The sequence below is a fragment of the Paenarthrobacter sp. NyZ202 genome, assembly GCF_049860755.1.
Taxonomy (GTDB): Bacteria; Actinomycetota; Actinomycetes; order Actinomycetales; family Micrococcaceae; genus Arthrobacter.
Window position 1 is genome coordinate 1,891,062 of sequence record NZ_CP187556.1, and the last position, 16,651, is coordinate 1,907,712.

17 protein-coding genes are annotated in these 16,651 nt (G+C 65.6%); 11 read left to right on the forward strand and 6 right to left on the reverse strand.

Annotation, left to right across the window (positions count from 1 at the left end):
• Positions 1 to 8 precede the first annotated feature (8 nt).
• Positions 9 to 1,019: a GNAT family N-acetyltransferase gene (locus ACPFL9_RS08715; protein WP_426007083.1), complete on the forward strand. Its 1,011-nt coding sequence runs from the start codon at positions 9 to 11 to the stop codon at positions 1,017 to 1,019.
• Here the strand turns inward: ACPFL9_RS08715 and ACPFL9_RS08720 are convergent.
• Positions 1,016 to 1,534: a DinB family protein gene (locus ACPFL9_RS08720; protein ID WP_426007085.1), complete on the reverse strand. Its 519-nt coding sequence runs from the start codon at positions 1,532 to 1,534 to the stop codon at positions 1,016 to 1,018. The genes ACPFL9_RS08715 and ACPFL9_RS08720 overlap by 4 nt on opposite strands.
• Before the next feature lie 127 nt (positions 1,535 to 1,661).
• Between ACPFL9_RS08720 and ACPFL9_RS08725 the strand changes: the two genes are divergently transcribed.
• Positions 1,662 to 2,045, forward strand: a complete 384-nt coding sequence (locus ACPFL9_RS08725) for a VOC family protein (protein ID WP_426007087.1) — start codon at positions 1,662 to 1,664, stop codon at positions 2,043 to 2,045.
• A 77-nt stretch (positions 2,046 to 2,122) separates the two neighbouring features.
• Here ACPFL9_RS08725 and ACPFL9_RS08730 read toward each other — a convergent pair whose 3' ends face one another.
• Positions 2,123 to 4,639, reverse strand: a complete 2,517-nt coding sequence (locus ACPFL9_RS08730; protein WP_426007089.1) for a DNA gyrase/topoisomerase IV subunit A — start codon at positions 4,637 to 4,639, stop codon at positions 2,123 to 2,125.
• 54 nt (positions 4,640 to 4,693) lie between these two features.
• Here ACPFL9_RS08730 and ACPFL9_RS08735 point away from each other — a divergent pair, with 54 nt between their 5' ends.
• The 4 genes from ACPFL9_RS08735 (at position 4,694) to ACPFL9_RS08750 (ending at position 10,111) form a co-directional block, all read left to right on the forward strand.
• On the forward strand, positions 4,694 to 7,381 hold the full coding sequence (locus ACPFL9_RS08735; RefSeq protein WP_426007090.1) for a GNAT family N-acetyltransferase: 2,688 nt from the start codon (positions 4,694 to 4,696) through the stop codon (positions 7,379 to 7,381).
• Between the two features lie 69 nt (positions 7,382 to 7,450).
• A complete protein-coding gene (locus ACPFL9_RS08740) occupies positions 7,451 to 8,176 on the forward strand; it encodes a DUF5998 family protein (protein ID WP_426007091.1) in 726 nt (241 codons plus the stop codon).
• On the forward strand, positions 8,173 to 9,387 hold the full coding sequence (locus ACPFL9_RS08745) for an alkaline phosphatase family protein (RefSeq protein ID WP_426007092.1): 1,215 nt from the start codon (positions 8,173 to 8,175) through the stop codon (positions 9,385 to 9,387). Before ACPFL9_RS08740 ends, ACPFL9_RS08745 begins: the two co-directional genes overlap by 4 nt.
• Positions 9,380 to 10,111: a thymidine kinase gene (locus ACPFL9_RS08750; protein ID WP_426007093.1), complete on the forward strand. Its 732-nt coding sequence runs from the start codon at positions 9,380 to 9,382 to the stop codon at positions 10,109 to 10,111. Before ACPFL9_RS08745 ends, ACPFL9_RS08750 begins: the two co-directional genes overlap by 8 nt.
• On the opposite strand, the gene sepH is transcribed toward ACPFL9_RS08750, so the two are convergent.
• Positions 10,108 to 11,481, reverse strand: coding sequence for a septation protein SepH (sepH, locus tag ACPFL9_RS08755; protein ID WP_426007095.1), 1,374 nt, complete (start codon positions 11,479 to 11,481; stop codon positions 10,108 to 10,110). The genes ACPFL9_RS08750 and sepH overlap by 4 nt on opposite strands.
• A 289-nt stretch (positions 11,482 to 11,770) precedes the next feature.
• On the opposite strand from sepH, the gene ACPFL9_RS08760 reads away from it, so the two are divergent.
• Positions 11,771 to 12,070, forward strand: a complete 300-nt coding sequence (locus ACPFL9_RS08760; RefSeq protein WP_426007097.1) for a DUF4193 domain-containing protein — start codon at positions 11,771 to 11,773, stop codon at positions 12,068 to 12,070.
• On the opposite strand, the gene ACPFL9_RS08765 is transcribed toward ACPFL9_RS08760, so the two are convergent.
• On the reverse strand, positions 12,067 to 12,564 hold the full coding sequence (locus ACPFL9_RS08765; protein WP_426007098.1) for a DUF3093 domain-containing protein: 498 nt from the start codon (positions 12,562 to 12,564) through the stop codon (positions 12,067 to 12,069). The genes ACPFL9_RS08760 and ACPFL9_RS08765 overlap by 4 nt on opposite strands.
• Before the next feature lie 73 nt (positions 12,565 to 12,637).
• Between ACPFL9_RS08765 and dut the strand changes: the two genes are divergently transcribed.
• From dut to ACPFL9_RS08785, 4 genes are all read left to right on the forward strand, one after another.
• Positions 12,638 to 13,162, forward strand: coding sequence for a dUTP diphosphatase (gene dut / locus ACPFL9_RS08770; protein WP_426007099.1), 525 nt, complete (start codon positions 12,638 to 12,640; stop codon positions 13,160 to 13,162).
• Positions 13,163 to 13,270: 108 nt separating this feature from the next.
• Entirely contained in the window at positions 13,271 to 14,038 is a 768-nt protein-coding gene (locus ACPFL9_RS08775; protein WP_426007100.1) for a DUF3710 domain-containing protein, read from the forward strand.
• Positions 14,031 to 14,408, forward strand: a complete 378-nt coding sequence (locus ACPFL9_RS08780; RefSeq protein ID WP_426007101.1) for a hypothetical protein — start codon at positions 14,031 to 14,033, stop codon at positions 14,406 to 14,408. The genes ACPFL9_RS08775 and ACPFL9_RS08780 overlap by 8 nt, the downstream gene beginning before the upstream one ends.
• Positions 14,405 to 15,190, forward strand: coding sequence for a DUF3159 domain-containing protein (locus ACPFL9_RS08785; protein WP_426007102.1), 786 nt, complete (start codon positions 14,405 to 14,407; stop codon positions 15,188 to 15,190). The genes ACPFL9_RS08780 and ACPFL9_RS08785 overlap by 4 nt, the downstream gene beginning before the upstream one ends.
• On the opposite strand, the gene ACPFL9_RS08790 is transcribed toward ACPFL9_RS08785, so the two are convergent.
• Entirely contained in the window at positions 15,157 to 15,894 is a 738-nt protein-coding gene (locus tag ACPFL9_RS08790) for a potassium channel family protein (protein WP_426007104.1), read from the reverse strand. The two genes, ACPFL9_RS08785 and ACPFL9_RS08790, sit on opposite strands and share 34 nt — an antisense overlap.
• On the reverse strand, positions 15,894 to 16,565 hold the full coding sequence (locus tag ACPFL9_RS08795; protein WP_426007105.1) for a potassium channel family protein: 672 nt from the start codon (positions 16,563 to 16,565) through the stop codon (positions 15,894 to 15,896). The genes ACPFL9_RS08790 and ACPFL9_RS08795 overlap by 1 nt, the downstream gene beginning before the upstream one ends.
• Between the last annotated feature and the right edge of the window lie 86 nt (positions 16,566 to 16,651).

Sequence of the window (16,651 nt, forward strand, 5' to 3'; positions counted from 1 at the left end):
CTGTTGGCATGCTCTTAGACGGCCACGAACCGATCCTTCCTGACACTGACGCCACGGGACTTCGATGGCGGGCCGCCACCGCCGGGGACCTGCGGAACTGGGCGGACCTGATCGCCCGGACTGCCGCCGTCGAGCATCCTGTCTGGTACGAGAAGCATGGCGACCTGGTCCACGTGCTGGAGTCGGGCAAAAACGATCCGCGCACCCACACACTGCTTGGCCTGGACGAGGGCGGGACAGCCCGTGCCTACGGCCGGATCACCAAGAACCCCGACGGCGACAAAGCCAATGCCATGGGATGCGTTGATCCGGACTGGCAGCACCGGGGCATCGGCTCGGCCGTCCTGGCCTGGCAGGAAGCACTGACCCGGCTCAGGTTCGCGGCCGACGCCGCTGCCGGATACGTGGCCGCCCCGCCCCGCCTGCGGATCAGGACCGAAGAGCAGCACGGCCATCAGTCGGCCTTGTTCACGGCCCGGGGCTACGGGATTGTCCGCTGGTTCAACGAAATGCACCGGCCCCTCTCCGGTCCCGCACCGGAGGCCCGGCTCGATACTGGACTTGAGCTGCGGACCTTCGAACCGGCCTTCCACGAGCTTGCACGCCTGGCCCACAACGACGCGTTCAGGGACCACTGGGGGAGCGAACCCCGCGACGAGGAATCATGGCGGTTTACGCTGGAGGAACCCACCGCCCGCCCGGACCTGAGCGCCGTGGTCCTGGACGCCGCAACGGGTGAGGTGGCCGGGTACCAGCTCGCAAGCTTTGATCCCGACGCCGCCGCGGACAGGGGCTTCAAAGAGGGCTACACCGAGTTGCTGGGTGTCCGCCGCGGCTACCGTGGCCGTGGCATCGCCCAAGCGCTGCTGGCGGATGCCTTCCGTCGCTTCAGCGGCGCCGGCATGGATGTGGCTTCGCTTGACGTGGATTCGGCCAACCCCACCGGAGCGCTCAAGCTGTACGTGGGGATGGGGTACCAGGCAGTGAACCGCAGCATGACGTGGGAGAAGATGCTTTAGCCGTCCACATCATGGAGATGGTGGACTACATCGTGAAGGAAGTAGCGGGAAAACGTCAGCACTGTAAAGACCGATCCGTTGCTCCGGGTTCCCGTGCGGTTCCATTCGTCCTCCACCACGCGGGCAAAGGACGCTGCGACCTGCTCACCCTCAACGGTAAGTTCCCCGGAAACGGCCTCCGGGTCGGAAGACCCGTAGTCGCCCTCCACGGCGGCCTTGTCCTGGTCCCAGTTATCGAAGGCGGCATCGTCCCGGGTGAGCATGAGGTTCAGCCGTTGGTCGAAAATGCTGAAAACGTCGCGGACATGGCACGCGTACTCCAGGGGTGACCACGTGTGGTCATTGGGCCGGACGGAAGCGTCCTCCCGGCGCAGGACCGCGCGCCACCTGGGGAGCATGCTGAGCACGCTGCCGGGGACCGTCGCAGGAGTCACCGTGGAGGGGTCGAAACCGCACTCGGGGCAGGGCTTCGAGAGGACCCAGGTCCAGTCTTTTTGGTCGGGAATGATCGGCATGCGGCCAGTCTAGGCGAATCGCCGCAAGGGGCGGACGGAAGTACTGAATTGGGTGGCTTTTTCCCATGACGGAACACCCGCCGCGGAGTAGAGTTCGTCCCGGGGGGAGAGCCGGAAAGAGAAAATCATGCTCAAGGATCAGCAAGTGGGTGCTGTCTTACCAGCACTGGATCTTGGCCGGGCCCGCGCGTTCTACAGCGAGAAACTCGGTCTGGAACCCGAAAACCCGGACGCCGACGACAACCTTCAGTACAGATGCGGAAACGGTACGGGCTTCTTCATCTACCAAACGCCGAACGCGGGCAGCGCCAAAAATACCCAGATGGGATGGATGGTGGACGACGTCGCTGCCAGTGTCGCGGAGCTGCGGGAAAAGGGTGTCACGTTCGAGGACTACGACCAGCCGGGACTGAAAACGGACAACGGCATCGCCCGGATGCCCGACGGAAGTGCCGCAGCGTGGTTCCTGGACACGGAAGGGAACATACTGAGCATCAACCAGGCCGGCTAGCCCGGCAGGCAGCCGGCAGAGGCTGCCGCACCAGGAGGGCCGGCGACTACTGCGTCGCCGGCCCTCCTGCGTGATCCTCAGGCGTCAGCAGGCTCCCCGGGCCACGCCATGCTTGGCCCGATGGCTTCCACTGGTTGCGACAGCGGCACCCCCGAACCGTCCCTCCGGCCGTGTTCGTGGGGCAACGCCCTGGCCACACCGGCTGCCGATGACGCTTTGGCAGGCCCATGGCCCGCCCAGGCCAGCAGCAGCGTGTCCTCACCCTTCAGGAAGCGGTGCACGCGCACGCCCCCGGTGGCCCGGCCCTTTGACGGATACTCACCGAAGGCGGTCACTTTCGCCGTACCGGGCGCCGTTCCCGGCAAAGCCCCCTGGGTACCGGCAATGGTGACCACGACGGCGGCAGGATCGTCAGCGCGGACGGCGCCGAAGTGGATGACTTCATCGCCAGCGGCCAGTTTAATCCCCGCCATTCCGCCCGCAGTCCGGCCTTGGGGACGGACGCTGGCGGCACTGAACCGAAGCAGCTGCGCCTGCTTGGTCACAAAGACGAGATCGACGTCGTCATCCTGCGCGGGCTCCACCGCCAGGACCGAATCCTTGTCCTTCAACGAGATGATCTCCCAGTCCTCACGGTTGAGCGGGTAATCCGGCTGGACCCGCTTCACCACGCCCTGGGCCGTTCCCAGTGCCAGCACGGCATCCAACGGGACGAAGGCCACCAGGGACTCTCCCTTCAGCAGGGTGATGAACTCCTTGGCAGGAACCCCGCCGGCGAGGTTGGGCAGTCCGCTGACGGGCGGGAGCACCGGCATGTCCATCACCTGCAGGCGAAGCATGCGGCCCAGCGATGTCACGGCTCCGATCTCACCGCGTGCAGTGGTCTTGACGACGGACCGGAAGACATCGTGCTTGGCCCGCGGTCCCGCTTCAGCCAGCGGTTCCTGGTTGGATGTCCTGGCGATCTGTCCGGACACGCTGAGCAGGGCCCAGCAGGGGTCGTCCGGGATCTCCAGCGGAAGCGGCGCCGCCTTGCCCTTGGGGCCCGGCGCGGCGAGGGAAGCAGCCACGGTGGGGGACACGGCTTCGGACTCAAGCAGCACGGTCCGACGGGGAGTGCCGTACTTTTCGGCGATTTCGGCCAGCTCACCGGAGACCAGTTCCCGCAGCAACTGGTCGGACCCGAGGATCGCCTCCAGCGCCTCGATCTCGCGGCGCAGCTCGTCCTGCTCCTTCTCCAGCTCCAGGCGCGAATACTTGGTCAACTGCCGCAGGCGCAGCTCCAGGATGTAATTGGCCTGGATCTCCGTGAGATCGTAAATCGACATCAATCGCTCACGGGCAGCCGAGGCTTCATCCGAGGACCGGATGATCTGGATGACCTCGTCAATGTCCACAATCGCGATCAGCAGGCCCTCCACGAGGTGGAGGCGGTCCTTCTTCTTCCCAAGCCGGAACGCGGTACGGCGGCGGACCACGTTCAGGCGGTGGTCCACGTAGACCTGCAGCAGCTGCAACAGCCCAAGGGTCTGGGGCTGGCCGTCCACCAGCGTGACATTGTTGATGCCGAAGGAGTCCTCCATCGGCGAATAGCGGTAGAGCTGCTGGAGGACTGCGTTCGGGTTGAAGCCGTTCTTGAGTTCGATCACAAGGCGCAGGCCATGGTTCCGGTCCGTCAGGTCAACGACATCGCTGATACCGGTCAGCTTCTTGGCGTTGACGGCGTCCTTGATCTTTTCGATGACCTTTTCCGGTCCCACCATGTAGGGCAGTTCCGTCACCACCAGCCCGGTACGGCGCGCCGAAAGCTGTTCCACCTCAACCTTGGCCCTGGTCTTGAAAGAGCCACGGCCAGTGGCGTAGGCGTCCCGGATTCCGTCCAGGCCGACGATGCGGCCACCCGCGGGGAGGTCCGGGCCGGGGACGAACTTCATGATGTCGTCCAGGGTTGCCTCGGGATTGGCGATCAGGTGGCGCGCGGCGGCGATGACCTCCACCAGGTTGTGCGGCGCCATGTTGGTGGCCATACCCACCGCGATCCCCGTGGTGCCGTTGACCAACAGGTTGGGAAACGCGGCCGGGAGGACATCCGGCTGGGTCAGCTGGTTGTCGTAATTGGGGACGAAATCCACCACGTCTTCATCGAGGTGGTCGGTCATGGTGAGGGCGGCCGCCGCAAGGCGGGCTTCGGTGTACCGCGGAGCTGCCGGGCCGTCGTCGAGCGAGCCGAAGTTGCCGTGGCCGTCAATCAAAGGCAGCCGCAGGGAGAAGTCCTGCGCCATACGCACCATGGCGTCGTAAATGGCGGCGTCACCGTGCGGGTGCAGCTTGCCCATGACCTCGCCCACTACACGGGCGCTCTTGACGTGGCCGCGGTCCGGGCGCAGGCCCATGTCCGCCATCATGTAGAGGATGCGGCGTTGAACAGGTTTGAGGCCGTCACGGGCATCTGGCAAGGCACGCGAATAAATCACCGAATAGGCGTACTCCAGGAAGGAGCCTTCCATTTCGGAGGTGACATCGATGTCGACGATCGTCTCGGTGAAATCGCCGAGCGGCTCGCCTTTGCGTGCGGAAGTTTGGCTGCGGGCCATGGGGTCGGTGAATCCTTAAAGCTGTACTGCGGATGTTTTGGCTAGGCTAAGCCTATGGTGGAACAGCCCGGCGTCGGCATTTATCCGGAATATTGGGAGGCCGATGTCGTCCTGCGCGACGGCGGAACTGCCCACCTGAGGCCCATCCGCCCCCAGGATGCCGATGCCCTGCAAACCTTCCATGCCGGACAATCGCAAGCCTCCATCTACATGCGGTTCTTCTCTTTCAAGCCCAAGCTGTCCGGCAAGGAAGTCAGGCGCTTCACCGAAGTAGACCACGTTAACCGCGTGGCCTTTGTCATCACCATCGGCGGCGAAATCATGGGTGTTGGCCGCTATGACCGTCTGGATGACCCTGCCGAGGCCGAGGTTGCCTTCAACATCTCCGACGCCCACCAGGGCCGCGGCATCGGCTCGATCCTGCTCGAACACCTGGCCGTCGCCGCCCGCGAGAACGGGATCCGGCGTTTCACGGCAGAAGTCCTGCCCGAGAACCGCAAGATGCTCATGGTGTTCGCCGACGCCGGCTACGACCTCAAACGGCAGTTCGACGACGGTGTGGTGAGCGTCGAGTTCAACATCGATCCCACGGAAAAGTCCCGCGCGGTCATGGAATCCCGCGAGCACCGCGCTGAGGCGCGCAGCGTGCGCGACTTGCTGGCGCCGTCGTCGATCGCCGTCATCGGTGCCAGCCGCAAGTGGGGAACAGTCGGCTACCAACTGCTGGAGCACATCATCGAAGGCGGATTCAACGGGCCCGTGTACGCCGTGAACCCGGAAGCCTTCGAACTGGCCGGCATGATCTCCTTCGCCAAGTTGTCTGAGATCCCCGGACCCGTGCAGCTGGCCATCATCGCGGTGCCCTACGACGAAGTCGCCAAGGTGGTTGAGGACTGCGCCGCCGCGGGAGTCAAGGGAATCGTCGTGGCCACCGCCGGGTTCGCGGACGACGGCGACCGGGGCCTGTCGCGACAGCATGAACTGGTTCGCCAGGCGCGCGCCAACGGCATGAGGGTCATCGGTCCCGAATCGCTGGGCATCCTGAACACCCACCCGGATGTCTCCCTGAACGCTTCCATGGCACCGTCCATGCCGCCCCGCGGCGGTCTTGGCCTGTTCAGCCAGTCCGCCGCGGTAGGTGTGGCGGTCTACGCCGCCGCCAGCCGTCGCCGCCTCGGCTTATCGTCCTTCCTTTCCGCCGGAAACCGGGCCGATGTCTCCGGCAACGACGCCATGCAGTACTGGGAAGACGACGCCGACACCTCCGCCGTGGGGCTCTACCTCGAATCGATCGGGAACCCGCGCAAATTCTCCCGGCTGGCCCGCCGGCTGTCGCGCAGCAAACCGGTCATCGTGGCAAAATCCGACGTCACCGGCCTACGGCTGCCGCCAGGGCACGAAGTGCGGACCACGCAGGCCCCGGCGGCAGCCGTCGACGCCATGATGCGCCAGGCCGGCGTCATCCGCGTCGACACCATCGAGCAACTGATGGACATCGCCCAGATCGTATCGTCCCAGGCCCTGCCCACCGGCCCCGGCGTGGCGGTGTACTCGAACTCCGTCGCCCTCGGGAAAGTGGTCGCCGACAGCGCCGGCCCCCTGGGCCTGGACGTCACCAGGCTCGTGACCGGAGTCGACCTCGACGCCGGGATGTCCTTGGCTCTTCCCGCACTGCGCGCAAGCCTGCAGGAAAGCCTCGCGGACGAATCGGTCAATGCGGTGGTGGCAGCCCTGCTGCCTGCCAGGGGGTTGACGGTGGAGGCCCTTGCAGGCGTCCTGGCAGAATGCGCCGCCCAGGCCGGCAAACCGGTCGTCGCAGCGTTCACCGGGATCCTCGACCCCTCGGTCCAGGTGGAGGGGATGGTGGGGCAACCCGGCAGCCCGCTCCTGCCGTGCTTCTCCAACGCCGGAGCGGCGGTCAATGCCCTCGCGGCCATCGTCCGCTACGCCCAATGGCGTGACCGGGACCAGGGACTGGTGGTGGAACCCGAAGGATGCGACGTTGAGGGAACCCGCCAGGCGCTCGCCGCCATGCTTGCCGGCGTCACCGGCGAGAAACTGCGAAAGCTCGACGCCGGTGCTGCCGCCGCCCTGCTGGCCGGCTACGGCATTTCCGTGGTACCCAGCATTGGTTTCGCCACAGCCGACGAAGCCGTGGCTGCGGCCGACAAAGTGGGGTGGCCCGTGGTGCTCAAGGCCACGGACCCTGCCCTGCGGCACCGGCTGGATCTGGGAGGCGTGCGCCTGGACATCCAGGACGCCGGATCCCTGCGCCAAAACATCGCCCGGATGCGCCGTGCTTTGGAACCCTACGGATCGCCGTCCCTGGAAGTGCAGGCCATGGCACCCGTGGGCCAGGCCTGCACTTTCAGGGCCATGGAAGATCCGCTGTTGGGTCCGGTATTGTCCTTCGGCCTTGCCGGCGATGCCGTCAATCTCCTGGACGATTGGTCGCACCGGGTTCCTCCGCTGTTTGCGGCGGACCTCCACGACGTCATCCGCTCGCCCCGCGCTTCCCGCAAATTGTTCGGCTACCAAGGGCTGCCGGCCGTTGATGTCGCGGCCCTGGAAGATATTGCCGCCCGTCTCGCCAAGCTCAAGGACGACCACCCCGGCATCGCGCTCGTGGAGTTCAATCCCGTCCTGGCCGGCCCGGCCGGCGCAACCATCCTGGGCGCGGAGGTGTGGATCGGCAACGCCGCCCAGCGGACGGACAGCGCACGCCGGGCCATGCGCGGGTAGCCCGCCGAACGCCGCCGCGGGCATTCCTGCGGTTAGGAAAGTCGAACGCCGATCTGTGAAAATGGGGGAATGAGCACCCAGTCCCCGACGCCTCAGTCCCGCCCGTCTTCTTCAGGGCACCACGCAGCCCACAACCACAGCTCGCAGGGACAGAGCCTCGACCAGGCCCTTCAGCAGGCCGGTTTCTACCCCCGGCTGGTGGCGGATGTGGTCAATGACGCCCTGGATGGCCGGGACTGCCTGTCACACCTGGTGCATCTGGAAACCCACTTCGACCGCGCCGAGGTCCGCCGCCACATCACCGTCCTGGTCCTGACCGAGGACATGCTGGTGATCACGCACGTGGACGACCAGCAGCTGGACGAGGCCGGCGAGCAAATCGTGGCGCAGATCTCCACGGAGTCGGTGCCGGTGGCCCAGATCCGTTCCGTCGTGCTCAGCTACATGTACGCGCAGCCCCAGGACTACAAGCCATCGGATCCCGTGCGCGAACTGACGCTGTCCATTGCCTGGTCCGGCGGACAGCGTCTGGACATGGGGCCCGCAAGCTGCGGGGATCCCCAGTGCGAGGCGGATCACGGTTACACGGGAACCATCGCCCAGGAAGACATCGTCCTGCGGATCAGCGCCGAGGCCGACGGTCTCCAGGCCGTCCAGGACGCCAAGGTCTTCGCCCGCGCGCTCCGCGCCGTCAATACGGCAAGTCCCACGCCGGTTCCCCACGCCAGCATTCCGGCTCCCCGTCCCCGGTCGGGGGTCTTCAGCAACCGCCTGAGCCGCGGACACCAGCGTTGAGCGGGGCTGCGGGAGCAGACGCCCCGGACACAGCCCAGGACCTCCCGGCGCCTCCGCTGTTCGGCAGCAAGTCGATAGCCGAGGTTTTCACGAGTGCTGCGGCCAGCATGGGAATTTCCGGCTTCACCAACCATCTCAACCTTCCTCCCGCCCAGCGCGTCTGCGTGGTGTTGGCCGATGGCCTGGGCAGGAATCTGCTGAAGCAAAAAGCCCCCCACACGCCGTTCCTGCGCTCAGTGATGGCTGCCGGCCAGGGGAATGTCCCCTCGTGGATTGATTCAGCTTTTCCGAGTACCACGGCCGCTTCCCTGGCGAGCCTGGGCACCGGCCTGCCGGCCGGCCAGCACGGCATGGTGGGCTACGACGTCCTTGACCCGGCGCAGGACAAGGTTGTCAATCTCCTGGGCAACTGGGATTCCTCGGTTGATCCGGCGGCGTGGCAGCCGCACGCCACCGTCTTTGAACAGTTGGCCGAAGAAATCGACGTCGTCACGGTGAGCCTGCCCCAGTTCGGCAACTCGCCCATGACCCAGGCCGCGTTGCGGGGCAGCAGGTTCACGGGCGGCAACTCCCTGCATGCCCGGACCACTGCCGCAGCTGACGCCATGGCCGGCGGAGGCCGCTCGCTCATGTACTTTTACGCCAACGAGCTCGACAAGGCGGGGCACCGTTACGGTTGCCAGTCGGAGCGGTGGGAGCATCAGCTCGAGGAACTTGATGCCACCGTCAAGCGGCTTTCGGCCACGCTGCCGGCCGGAACCACTATCCTGCTGACCGGGGACCACGGCATGCTGGATGTTCCGGCATCGCAGCGGATCGATTACTCGGCCGACGAAAGCCTCGTGGCCGGCGTCCGGCATACAGCTGGAGAGCCCCGCATGGTCCACCTGTATCTGGAACCCGACGCCACCGAAGAACACCGGAACGCCTTGGTCTCGGCCTGGCGGCGCCGGTTCGGGGAACGGATCTGGGTCTTCACCCGCGAGCAGGCCGTCCGGGCGGGATTGTTCGGTGACGTCCACCCGCACGTAGGACCGCGCATCGGTGATGTCATGGTTGCGGCCAGGGACACTCTGGCACTGTTCGACACGCGGCGGGCCAGGCCCGCGTCCCTGGAGGTTGTCGGCCAGCACGGCTCGCTCACCAAGGCAGAGCGGGAAGTTCCCCTGCTGTGCTTGACGGCCGGCGGCAAAAAGGGCAAGCGTGGCTGAACTCGTCTTCTTCTCGGGGACCATGGACTGCGGCAAGTCCACCCTGGCGCTCCAAATGGACCATAACCACCGGGCCAGGGGCCGGGGCGGAGTCAGGTTCAGCTGCAACGACCGCGCCGGCGAATCGACGATCTCCAGCAGGCTTGGCCTCAAGACGGATGCTGTCGAAGTAGAGGCACATACCGACTTTTGGGACGAAGTGGTGGTCCGCCGTACCAGCGGTCTGCGGGTGGACTATCTCATTTGCGATGAAGCCCAGTTCTATTCGGCTGATCAAGTGGAACAACTGGCCCGGCTGGTGGACGAGATGGAGGTGGATGTCTTCGCCTTCGGCATCACCTCGGACTTCCGGACCCGGCTGTTTCCCGGATCGCAGCGCCTGATCGAGCTGGCGGACCGGGTACAGGTACTCCAGGTCGAAGCCCTGTGCTGGTGCGGCCGGCGGGCCACGCAGAATGCACGAACCCTTGACGGCATCATGGTCGTCGAAGGCGAGCAGGTCATGGTGGGGGATGTGTCTTCGGCAGCCCCTGAAACCGAGGGCGAGGCAGGGCGGGAAGCACAGCCGCCGCGGGTCGTCGGCTACGAAACCCTGTGCCGCCGGCATTACATGCGCAGGGTCACTGCCCACGGTGCCAACCTGATGGCGGGCGCCGACCAGACGCTGCCGTTCGATATCGGCGCCTGCCTCTGGCCAGGCGCCGGAGACGCTCGGCGCTCTTAGTCTCCGCGGGCCCCGAACACGATCTCGTCCCAGCTGGGAATGCTTGAGCGCTTGGGCCTTGAGGGCTGCCGCTCCACCGGGGCGTCATGGTCCTTCACCGGAGAATCCATCCTGGCGTCGGACTCGTCTTGTCCGGCCGGGCCTGTTGTTGCGCCGTCACCCTCACCGCGTGGCGCCGGCGTCACCGACCCGCCCAGCAATTCATCCAGGCCGGGACGTTGGACCGGGCCAGCGGCCTTGTCCTCGTTCGGTGTTGCCACAGCATCTTCGGGCTTCCGCCCGGCAAGCGTCGTAACCGGCCGCAGGGGGCTGGCAACAACCGTTATCTCGCGGGTTTCGGTGCTGACGCCCTCGTGCAGCCTGAGGGCGTCGTCGCCGTCGTCATCCTGCTCGACGTGCCGCGGCGCCAAGGTGAGGCGGGACAGCATGGACGGCCGGGCGTCCTTGCGCGGTGCCTCCGGCTCAGGGGGAGCAGTGTTGGCCGCTTCCTCGCCGTCCGGGATGCCGGCTGCGTGCTGGGCGTCGTCGCCCGGGCGCGGGTGGGCTGCGGGGACGTTGCTGAGCAGCACCGCCAGGGCGTCGTCACCTTCTTCGTCCACGCCGAGGCGCTGGCCGCGGCGCGACCGCAGCATTTCCAACAGGTTGTCCGATTCCCTGGAAGTCCGCGCGGCCGTCTCAGCGTCCGTTTCGAAGTCGAAAGGCCTGTCCGATACCGCAGCCAGACGACGGGCCGGCACAGGACCGTCCAGGGGTTCAAGCTCACTGAGTTGCTGCGCCCATCGGTTGGCATTCTGCAGCGACTTCCGCTGGGGACTGAAAGTCCACATGGCCGGCGGTTCCTCGCCGATGCTGCCGTGAGCGGCAGCCGCCACCTCAAAACGCGCGACGACGGTCCAGGAACCGTCCGAACGGCGCCACGAATCCCACTCCACGGTGGACGGGTCAACGCCATGGGCGGAGAGCCGGTGGGCGACCATATCGCCAAGCGTCGCAGGGTTGTCGCCGAAAGCGGAGCGATAGGCGTCCTGGCCGGGAGCAGGTGCTGCCACTTCCACATTGCGTGCCTGTTGCGCGACGTATTCACGCTCGGCCAGGACCGGACCTTCGTAGCGCTGCACATTGGACAGGGGGATGCCGGAAAGTTCGGCTACCTCCGCTGCCGTGGCACCGCTGCGGATCCTTGCCTGGATATCCCGGGGGGACATGGCCACGGGGGTGATCCGGGCACGGGCGGCCACCTGGGCGGGCGTCCGGCTGGCAGCAGCACGCAGGGCTTCGTCGATCGGTAGCTGGAACATCGCACCGCCAGGCCCGCTCAAGAGCAGATGCCCGCCGTCGTCGTGGACGCCAACCAGCCGTAGATCCTGCATAACACCCTCCACCACATGGCACAACTGACATTCGAAACTCTGCCACCCGCGCTGCCCTTTTCCTACTAGGAGAAAGGGCGTGCCGTGATATTCCGCTGAAAATGCCGGGAAAGCACCTGGGAGCGGCCGCTGTTGCGGCTATGGACATCGCTGGTTCAAGAGAGGACAATCTGGCCGGTACCGGGCACAAATTTCCGGCGCCCGGCGTTACACCCATACACCGGCTTCTGCACGATCACGCAGAAGCCGGAGCCCCATCCGGAGCAAGCGCAGAGGACGAAGAAGGACCATGGCCACGGATTACGATGCCCCTCGAAAGACCGAGGAGGACGTCAGCGAGGACTCCATCGAGGAGCTCAAGACGCGCCAGTCGGGGAAGCAGTCTTCGGCGGTGGATGTGGATGAGACCGACCTGGCCGACGGTTTTGAGCTGCCCGGAGCGGACCTTTCCGGAGAAGAACTGTTGATCCAGGTCATGCCGCCCCAGGCTGACGAGTTCACCTGTTTCAACTGCTTCCTGGTAAAGCACCGCTCACAGATAGCCACGGAACGGGACGGCCACCTGTACTGCACGGAATGTGAGGGCTAGGCGCGGCCGGAAGCCAATGCGGCCACGAGTTCGTCGGGTTTGCGGGACGACGTCAGCCAATACGGTGTTTTGTCCGCCGGGTCCGTGATCTCGATCTTCACGACCGCGTCGATCCAGCCGCGGAAGCACATGTACGCCAACCCGTTGAGGCGGGGACCACGCTCCGCTGTCGCCTCGTCCTTCCTGAACGCCTCAACGGAACCCACGAACCTGCGGTCGATGGTGGCCCGCCCCACCCGCAGGGTATCCCGGGTGACCGTGATGGTCGGCGTTGAAAGCACCAGCAGGGTGGCCATGATAGCCAGGAGGACCAGCGCTGCAATGATTCCCGCTGCCGGACTGATCGGGGAGAACATCAGGATCCCGGCACCCGAAAGTCCCACCACCACGATCCAGACCCATGGGGTCGGCCACAGTTTTTCCGTGAACAGTACCTCATTGGCGGAGGGGTTGTTCCGGGCAGGCAGGGATGGGGACTGGTCTGGCGAAGGCATGGATCCAGCTTATCCGTACGCGGAGGCCCAAGCCTTCCGGCCACCCGGGAGGCGCCCCGTAGAATGGACAACTGTGACTAACGAGACCGCAGTATTCAGTCAGGACGCCGGCGCAGCCGGCGGCGCCGCCGCCTACGGGAGCCCCACCCTGGAGGTCCAACTGAAGATGCTTGACCCCGGGTTGGAAGCACCCTCGTATGCCCACCCCGGAGACGCCGGTGCGGACCTGCGTGCCAGGGAGGATGTTTACCTGGCCCCCGGCGAGAGGAAGCTCGTGCCCACCGGCGTTTCAGTAGCGCTGCCGGATGGATTCGTTGCCCTGATCCACCCCCGTTCCGGGCTGGCAACCAAGTTCGGCCTGACGGTGGTGAACGCCCCCGGCACCGTGGACGCGGGATACCGGGGCGAGATCGCAGTGACCCTGCTGAATACGGACCAAAAGCACCCCATCGAGCTCAAGCGCGGCGATAGAATTGCCCAAATGGTGATTCAGCGCGTGGAGTATGCGCGCTTCGTCGCTGTTGACCAACTGTCCGACTCCGTGCGCGGCTCGGGCGGTTTCGGCTCCACCGGAGGATTCAACCCGCCGGTCGCCTGACAATCCACGGACCACGGAACTGCAGGGTCGCCCCCGTCCGGTGCATTGCAGCACTACGCCGTGGTTGCGGTTTACTTGGGGATAGACCACTACTAAGGAGACAACCCAATGTTTTTTGGGCGCGGTAAGAAGTCCAAGGCCGGGCAAGCGGAATCGTCTGCTGCTTCCGGGCAGGACGTTGTTGAAGCCTCGGACGCAATCCCCTCCGGCGAGGACGGGTCTCCCGCCAAGGGCGACCTCCGGCTGGCCAAGGGTCCTTGGGACATCGACGAAATCGAAGACCGTGACGGCTACGTGGACCTCGGCGCCCTGCTGATTGCACCCGCGGAAGGCCTGCAGTTGAGGCTCGAAGTTGAAGAAGCCACCCAACGGGTTGTTGCCGTCACCTTGGACCTTGCCGGCTCCAGCCTGCAGCTCCAGGCGTTCGCGGCACCGCGCTCCGAAGGGCTCTGGGAGGAAATCAGGGAGCAGATCGGCCAGTCGGTGGCCAGCCAGGGCGGCGAAACCGAGGAAATCTCCGGTCCTTTCGGAACGGAACTGGTGGCCAAGCTCCCGGCTGAAGCATCCGACGGCAGCCGTGGTTTCCGGGCGGCGCGCTTCATGGGAGTCGACGGTCCCCGGTGGTTCCTCCGCGGCGTCCTTGGGGGACAAGCGGCCCTGGACCGGGAGGCAGCAGCCGGTCTGGAGGAGCTCTTCCGCAGGGTGGTGGTGGTACGGGGCGACAACCCCATGCCTCCGCGCGAACTCCTGCAGTTGCGGCTGCCCAAGGATGCAGCGGTTCCAGGGCAGGGCGGGGCGCAGCAGTCCGCCCCGCCGCAGGATGAGGTCCCCTTGAAGCAGCCGGAGCGTGGCCCGGAGATTACCCAGATTGGCTGACAGTCCCTTGGGTCGCCGGCCCGGCGGCGGCGGTGCCCATAACACGCGGGTGTCCGATCTTCCCGCCCGTGGACGCGCGTCATGCACCGGTTTCATCGAGTCGGTGACCCACCAGCCACCCAGCGGCCAACCCTTCTTTTCGGCGATCGTCGTCGATGATCTGCAGCACAACGTCAGGCCGGCACCTGCCGGTACGGCGGCCAAAGGACACCCCGCCCGGTTGCGGGTCATCTGGCTGGGCCGGAACCGCGTTCCCGGCATTGAAGCGGGGGTCCAGTTGAGCCTCAACGGCATGGTCACACGCTTGGAGGGACTGCCGGCCATGTTCAATCCCCGTTACGAAATTCTTTCCCGTCAGGAGCATTCATGACAGTGTCCGGTGGACCCAACCCCAAGGACGCAGGTCAGCCTGCACCGGAAGACACAAACCAGGAGAACGCCAACCGGGGCGTTCCACGGGGGGACAACGGTCCGGCCCTGGCAGACCTTGCGGCCGGCTATGCCGAAAAAGCGGGCCTGCACCGCAACAGCGCCGGGCATGTGGACATGCTCAAGACCGCCGGCGGCGTCCAGGGCATTGCGGAAAGCATTCTTCCCGGCCTGGTATTCCTGGTGGCATTCACCATCGGCAGGGACCTCACAGTATCGCTTGTGGCTGCCCTCGCGGCAGCGGCCATTTTCACCGTGGTGCGACTCATACAGAAGCGGCCCCTGACCCAGGCGCTGGCCGGTGTGGTTGGAGTGGGCATCTCCGCGTGGCTGGCCAACACCACGGGCAAAGCCGAGGATTTCTACGTCCTGGGGTTCTTCACCAACATCGCCTACATCGCGGGCATGGTTCTGTCCATTGCCTTGAAGTGGCCGCTGGCCGGCCTCCTGTTCGGATTCGTGCGCAACGAGGGGCTGGAGTGGCGCAAAGACCCTGAGCGGCTGCGTGCCTACAAGCTGGGCACCTGGATCGTTGTCGGCGTCCTTGCCTTGCGCCTTCTGGTGCAGGTGCCGCTTTACTTCATGGGGGAAGCAGGATTGACGGCGCTTGCCACCACCCGCCTCCTGATGGGCGCGCCGCTCTATATCCTGGGCCTGTGGGTTGCCTGGCTTGTCACCAAGCCTGCACCTCAGCCATCGAAACCGTCGTCGTCGACGCCCTGATCACTCAGGTCACCCGCGCTCTCGCGCGGTCCATGGCCCTCCATGGAAGCCGGTGAGAGCAGTGCACGCAGGCCGTCTTCGGCCGCAATGGTCGTGACGAAGAACAGTTCGTCGCCGCCGTCGAGCACGTCATCCCGGCTGGGAGTGATGGGTGCCTGATCGCGGAGGATGGCCACCAGCGTCGCGTCCTCGGGCCAGTCGATGTCGCCCACCACCTGACCAATCACGTGCGAATCATGGGGCACGGTGAATTCGACGATCGACGCTACACCGGTCTGGAGCGTCAACAGGCGCACGATATCGCCGATTTCGACGGCTTCCTCCACGAGTGCCGTCATCAACTGCGGGGTGTTCACCGCGACGTCGACGCCCCATGAGTCGTTGAACATCCAGTCGTTCTTGGGGTTGTTGACCCGGCCCACCGTGCGGCCCACACCGAATTCCGTCTTGGCCAGGAGCGAGACCACCAGGTTGACTTTGTCGTCACCCGTGGCGGAAACCACGACGTCGGCATCCTCCAGGTTGGCGTCCTGCAGGGTGCTGAGTTCGCAGGCATCGCCCACCAGCCACCTGGCGCCACGGAGGCCGCTGCGGCCAATGACTTCCGGTTTCAAGTCAATGAGCAGGATCTGGTGGTTATGGGCCAGGAGTTCCCTGGCAATGGACGAGCCAACGCTGCCCGCGCCAACAATGACGACTTTCACTACATCTCCTTGGCGGGTGCTTTGGCGAGGATACGGCTGATTTCGGACGTCCGGTCCAGGCTCAGCATGGCGTGGACCGTGTCGCCTTCCTGGTACGCGGTTCCGGGGTGGGGGAGGACCCCTTCACCGAAGCGTGTCAGGAACGCTATCCTGATGCCGGCAGCTGCCTCAACGGAGCTGAGGAGGTGGCCGATCCATCCTTCGTGGAGTTCCACTTCGGCCAGGACCAACCGGCCGGAGGGTTCCCGGTAGTCGCCGGCCAGATGCTGCTCGGGAAGGATGCGGCGCAGCACTTGATCCGCGCTCCACCGAACGGCGGCAACCGTGGGGATCCCCAGCCGCTGGTAGATCTCCGCCCGTCCGGGGTCGTAGATGCGGGCAACGACGTGGGCCACATGGAAGGTCTCGCGGGCCACTCGGGTGGCCAGGATGTTGGAGTTGTCACCGCTGGACACCGCGGCGAAAGCGTAGGCTTCCTCGACGCCCGCCTGCTTCAGGGTCTCCCGGTCGAAGCCGATGCCCGTGACTTTGCGTCCCGTGAAGGTGTGGCGCAACCGGCGGAAGGCCCGTTCATCCTGGTCGATAATGGCCACGGAGTGGCCGGCGTCTTCCAGGGTGTGTGCAAGGGTTGCGCCAACACGGCCGCAACCCATGATCACGAAGTGGGCCACCGTGTCTCCTTATGTATGTTGTCGATCCCGCTGCGTAAGACTTTACCTGTGGCCGGTGGTGAGCGCGCGGACTGCCGTCATGACAT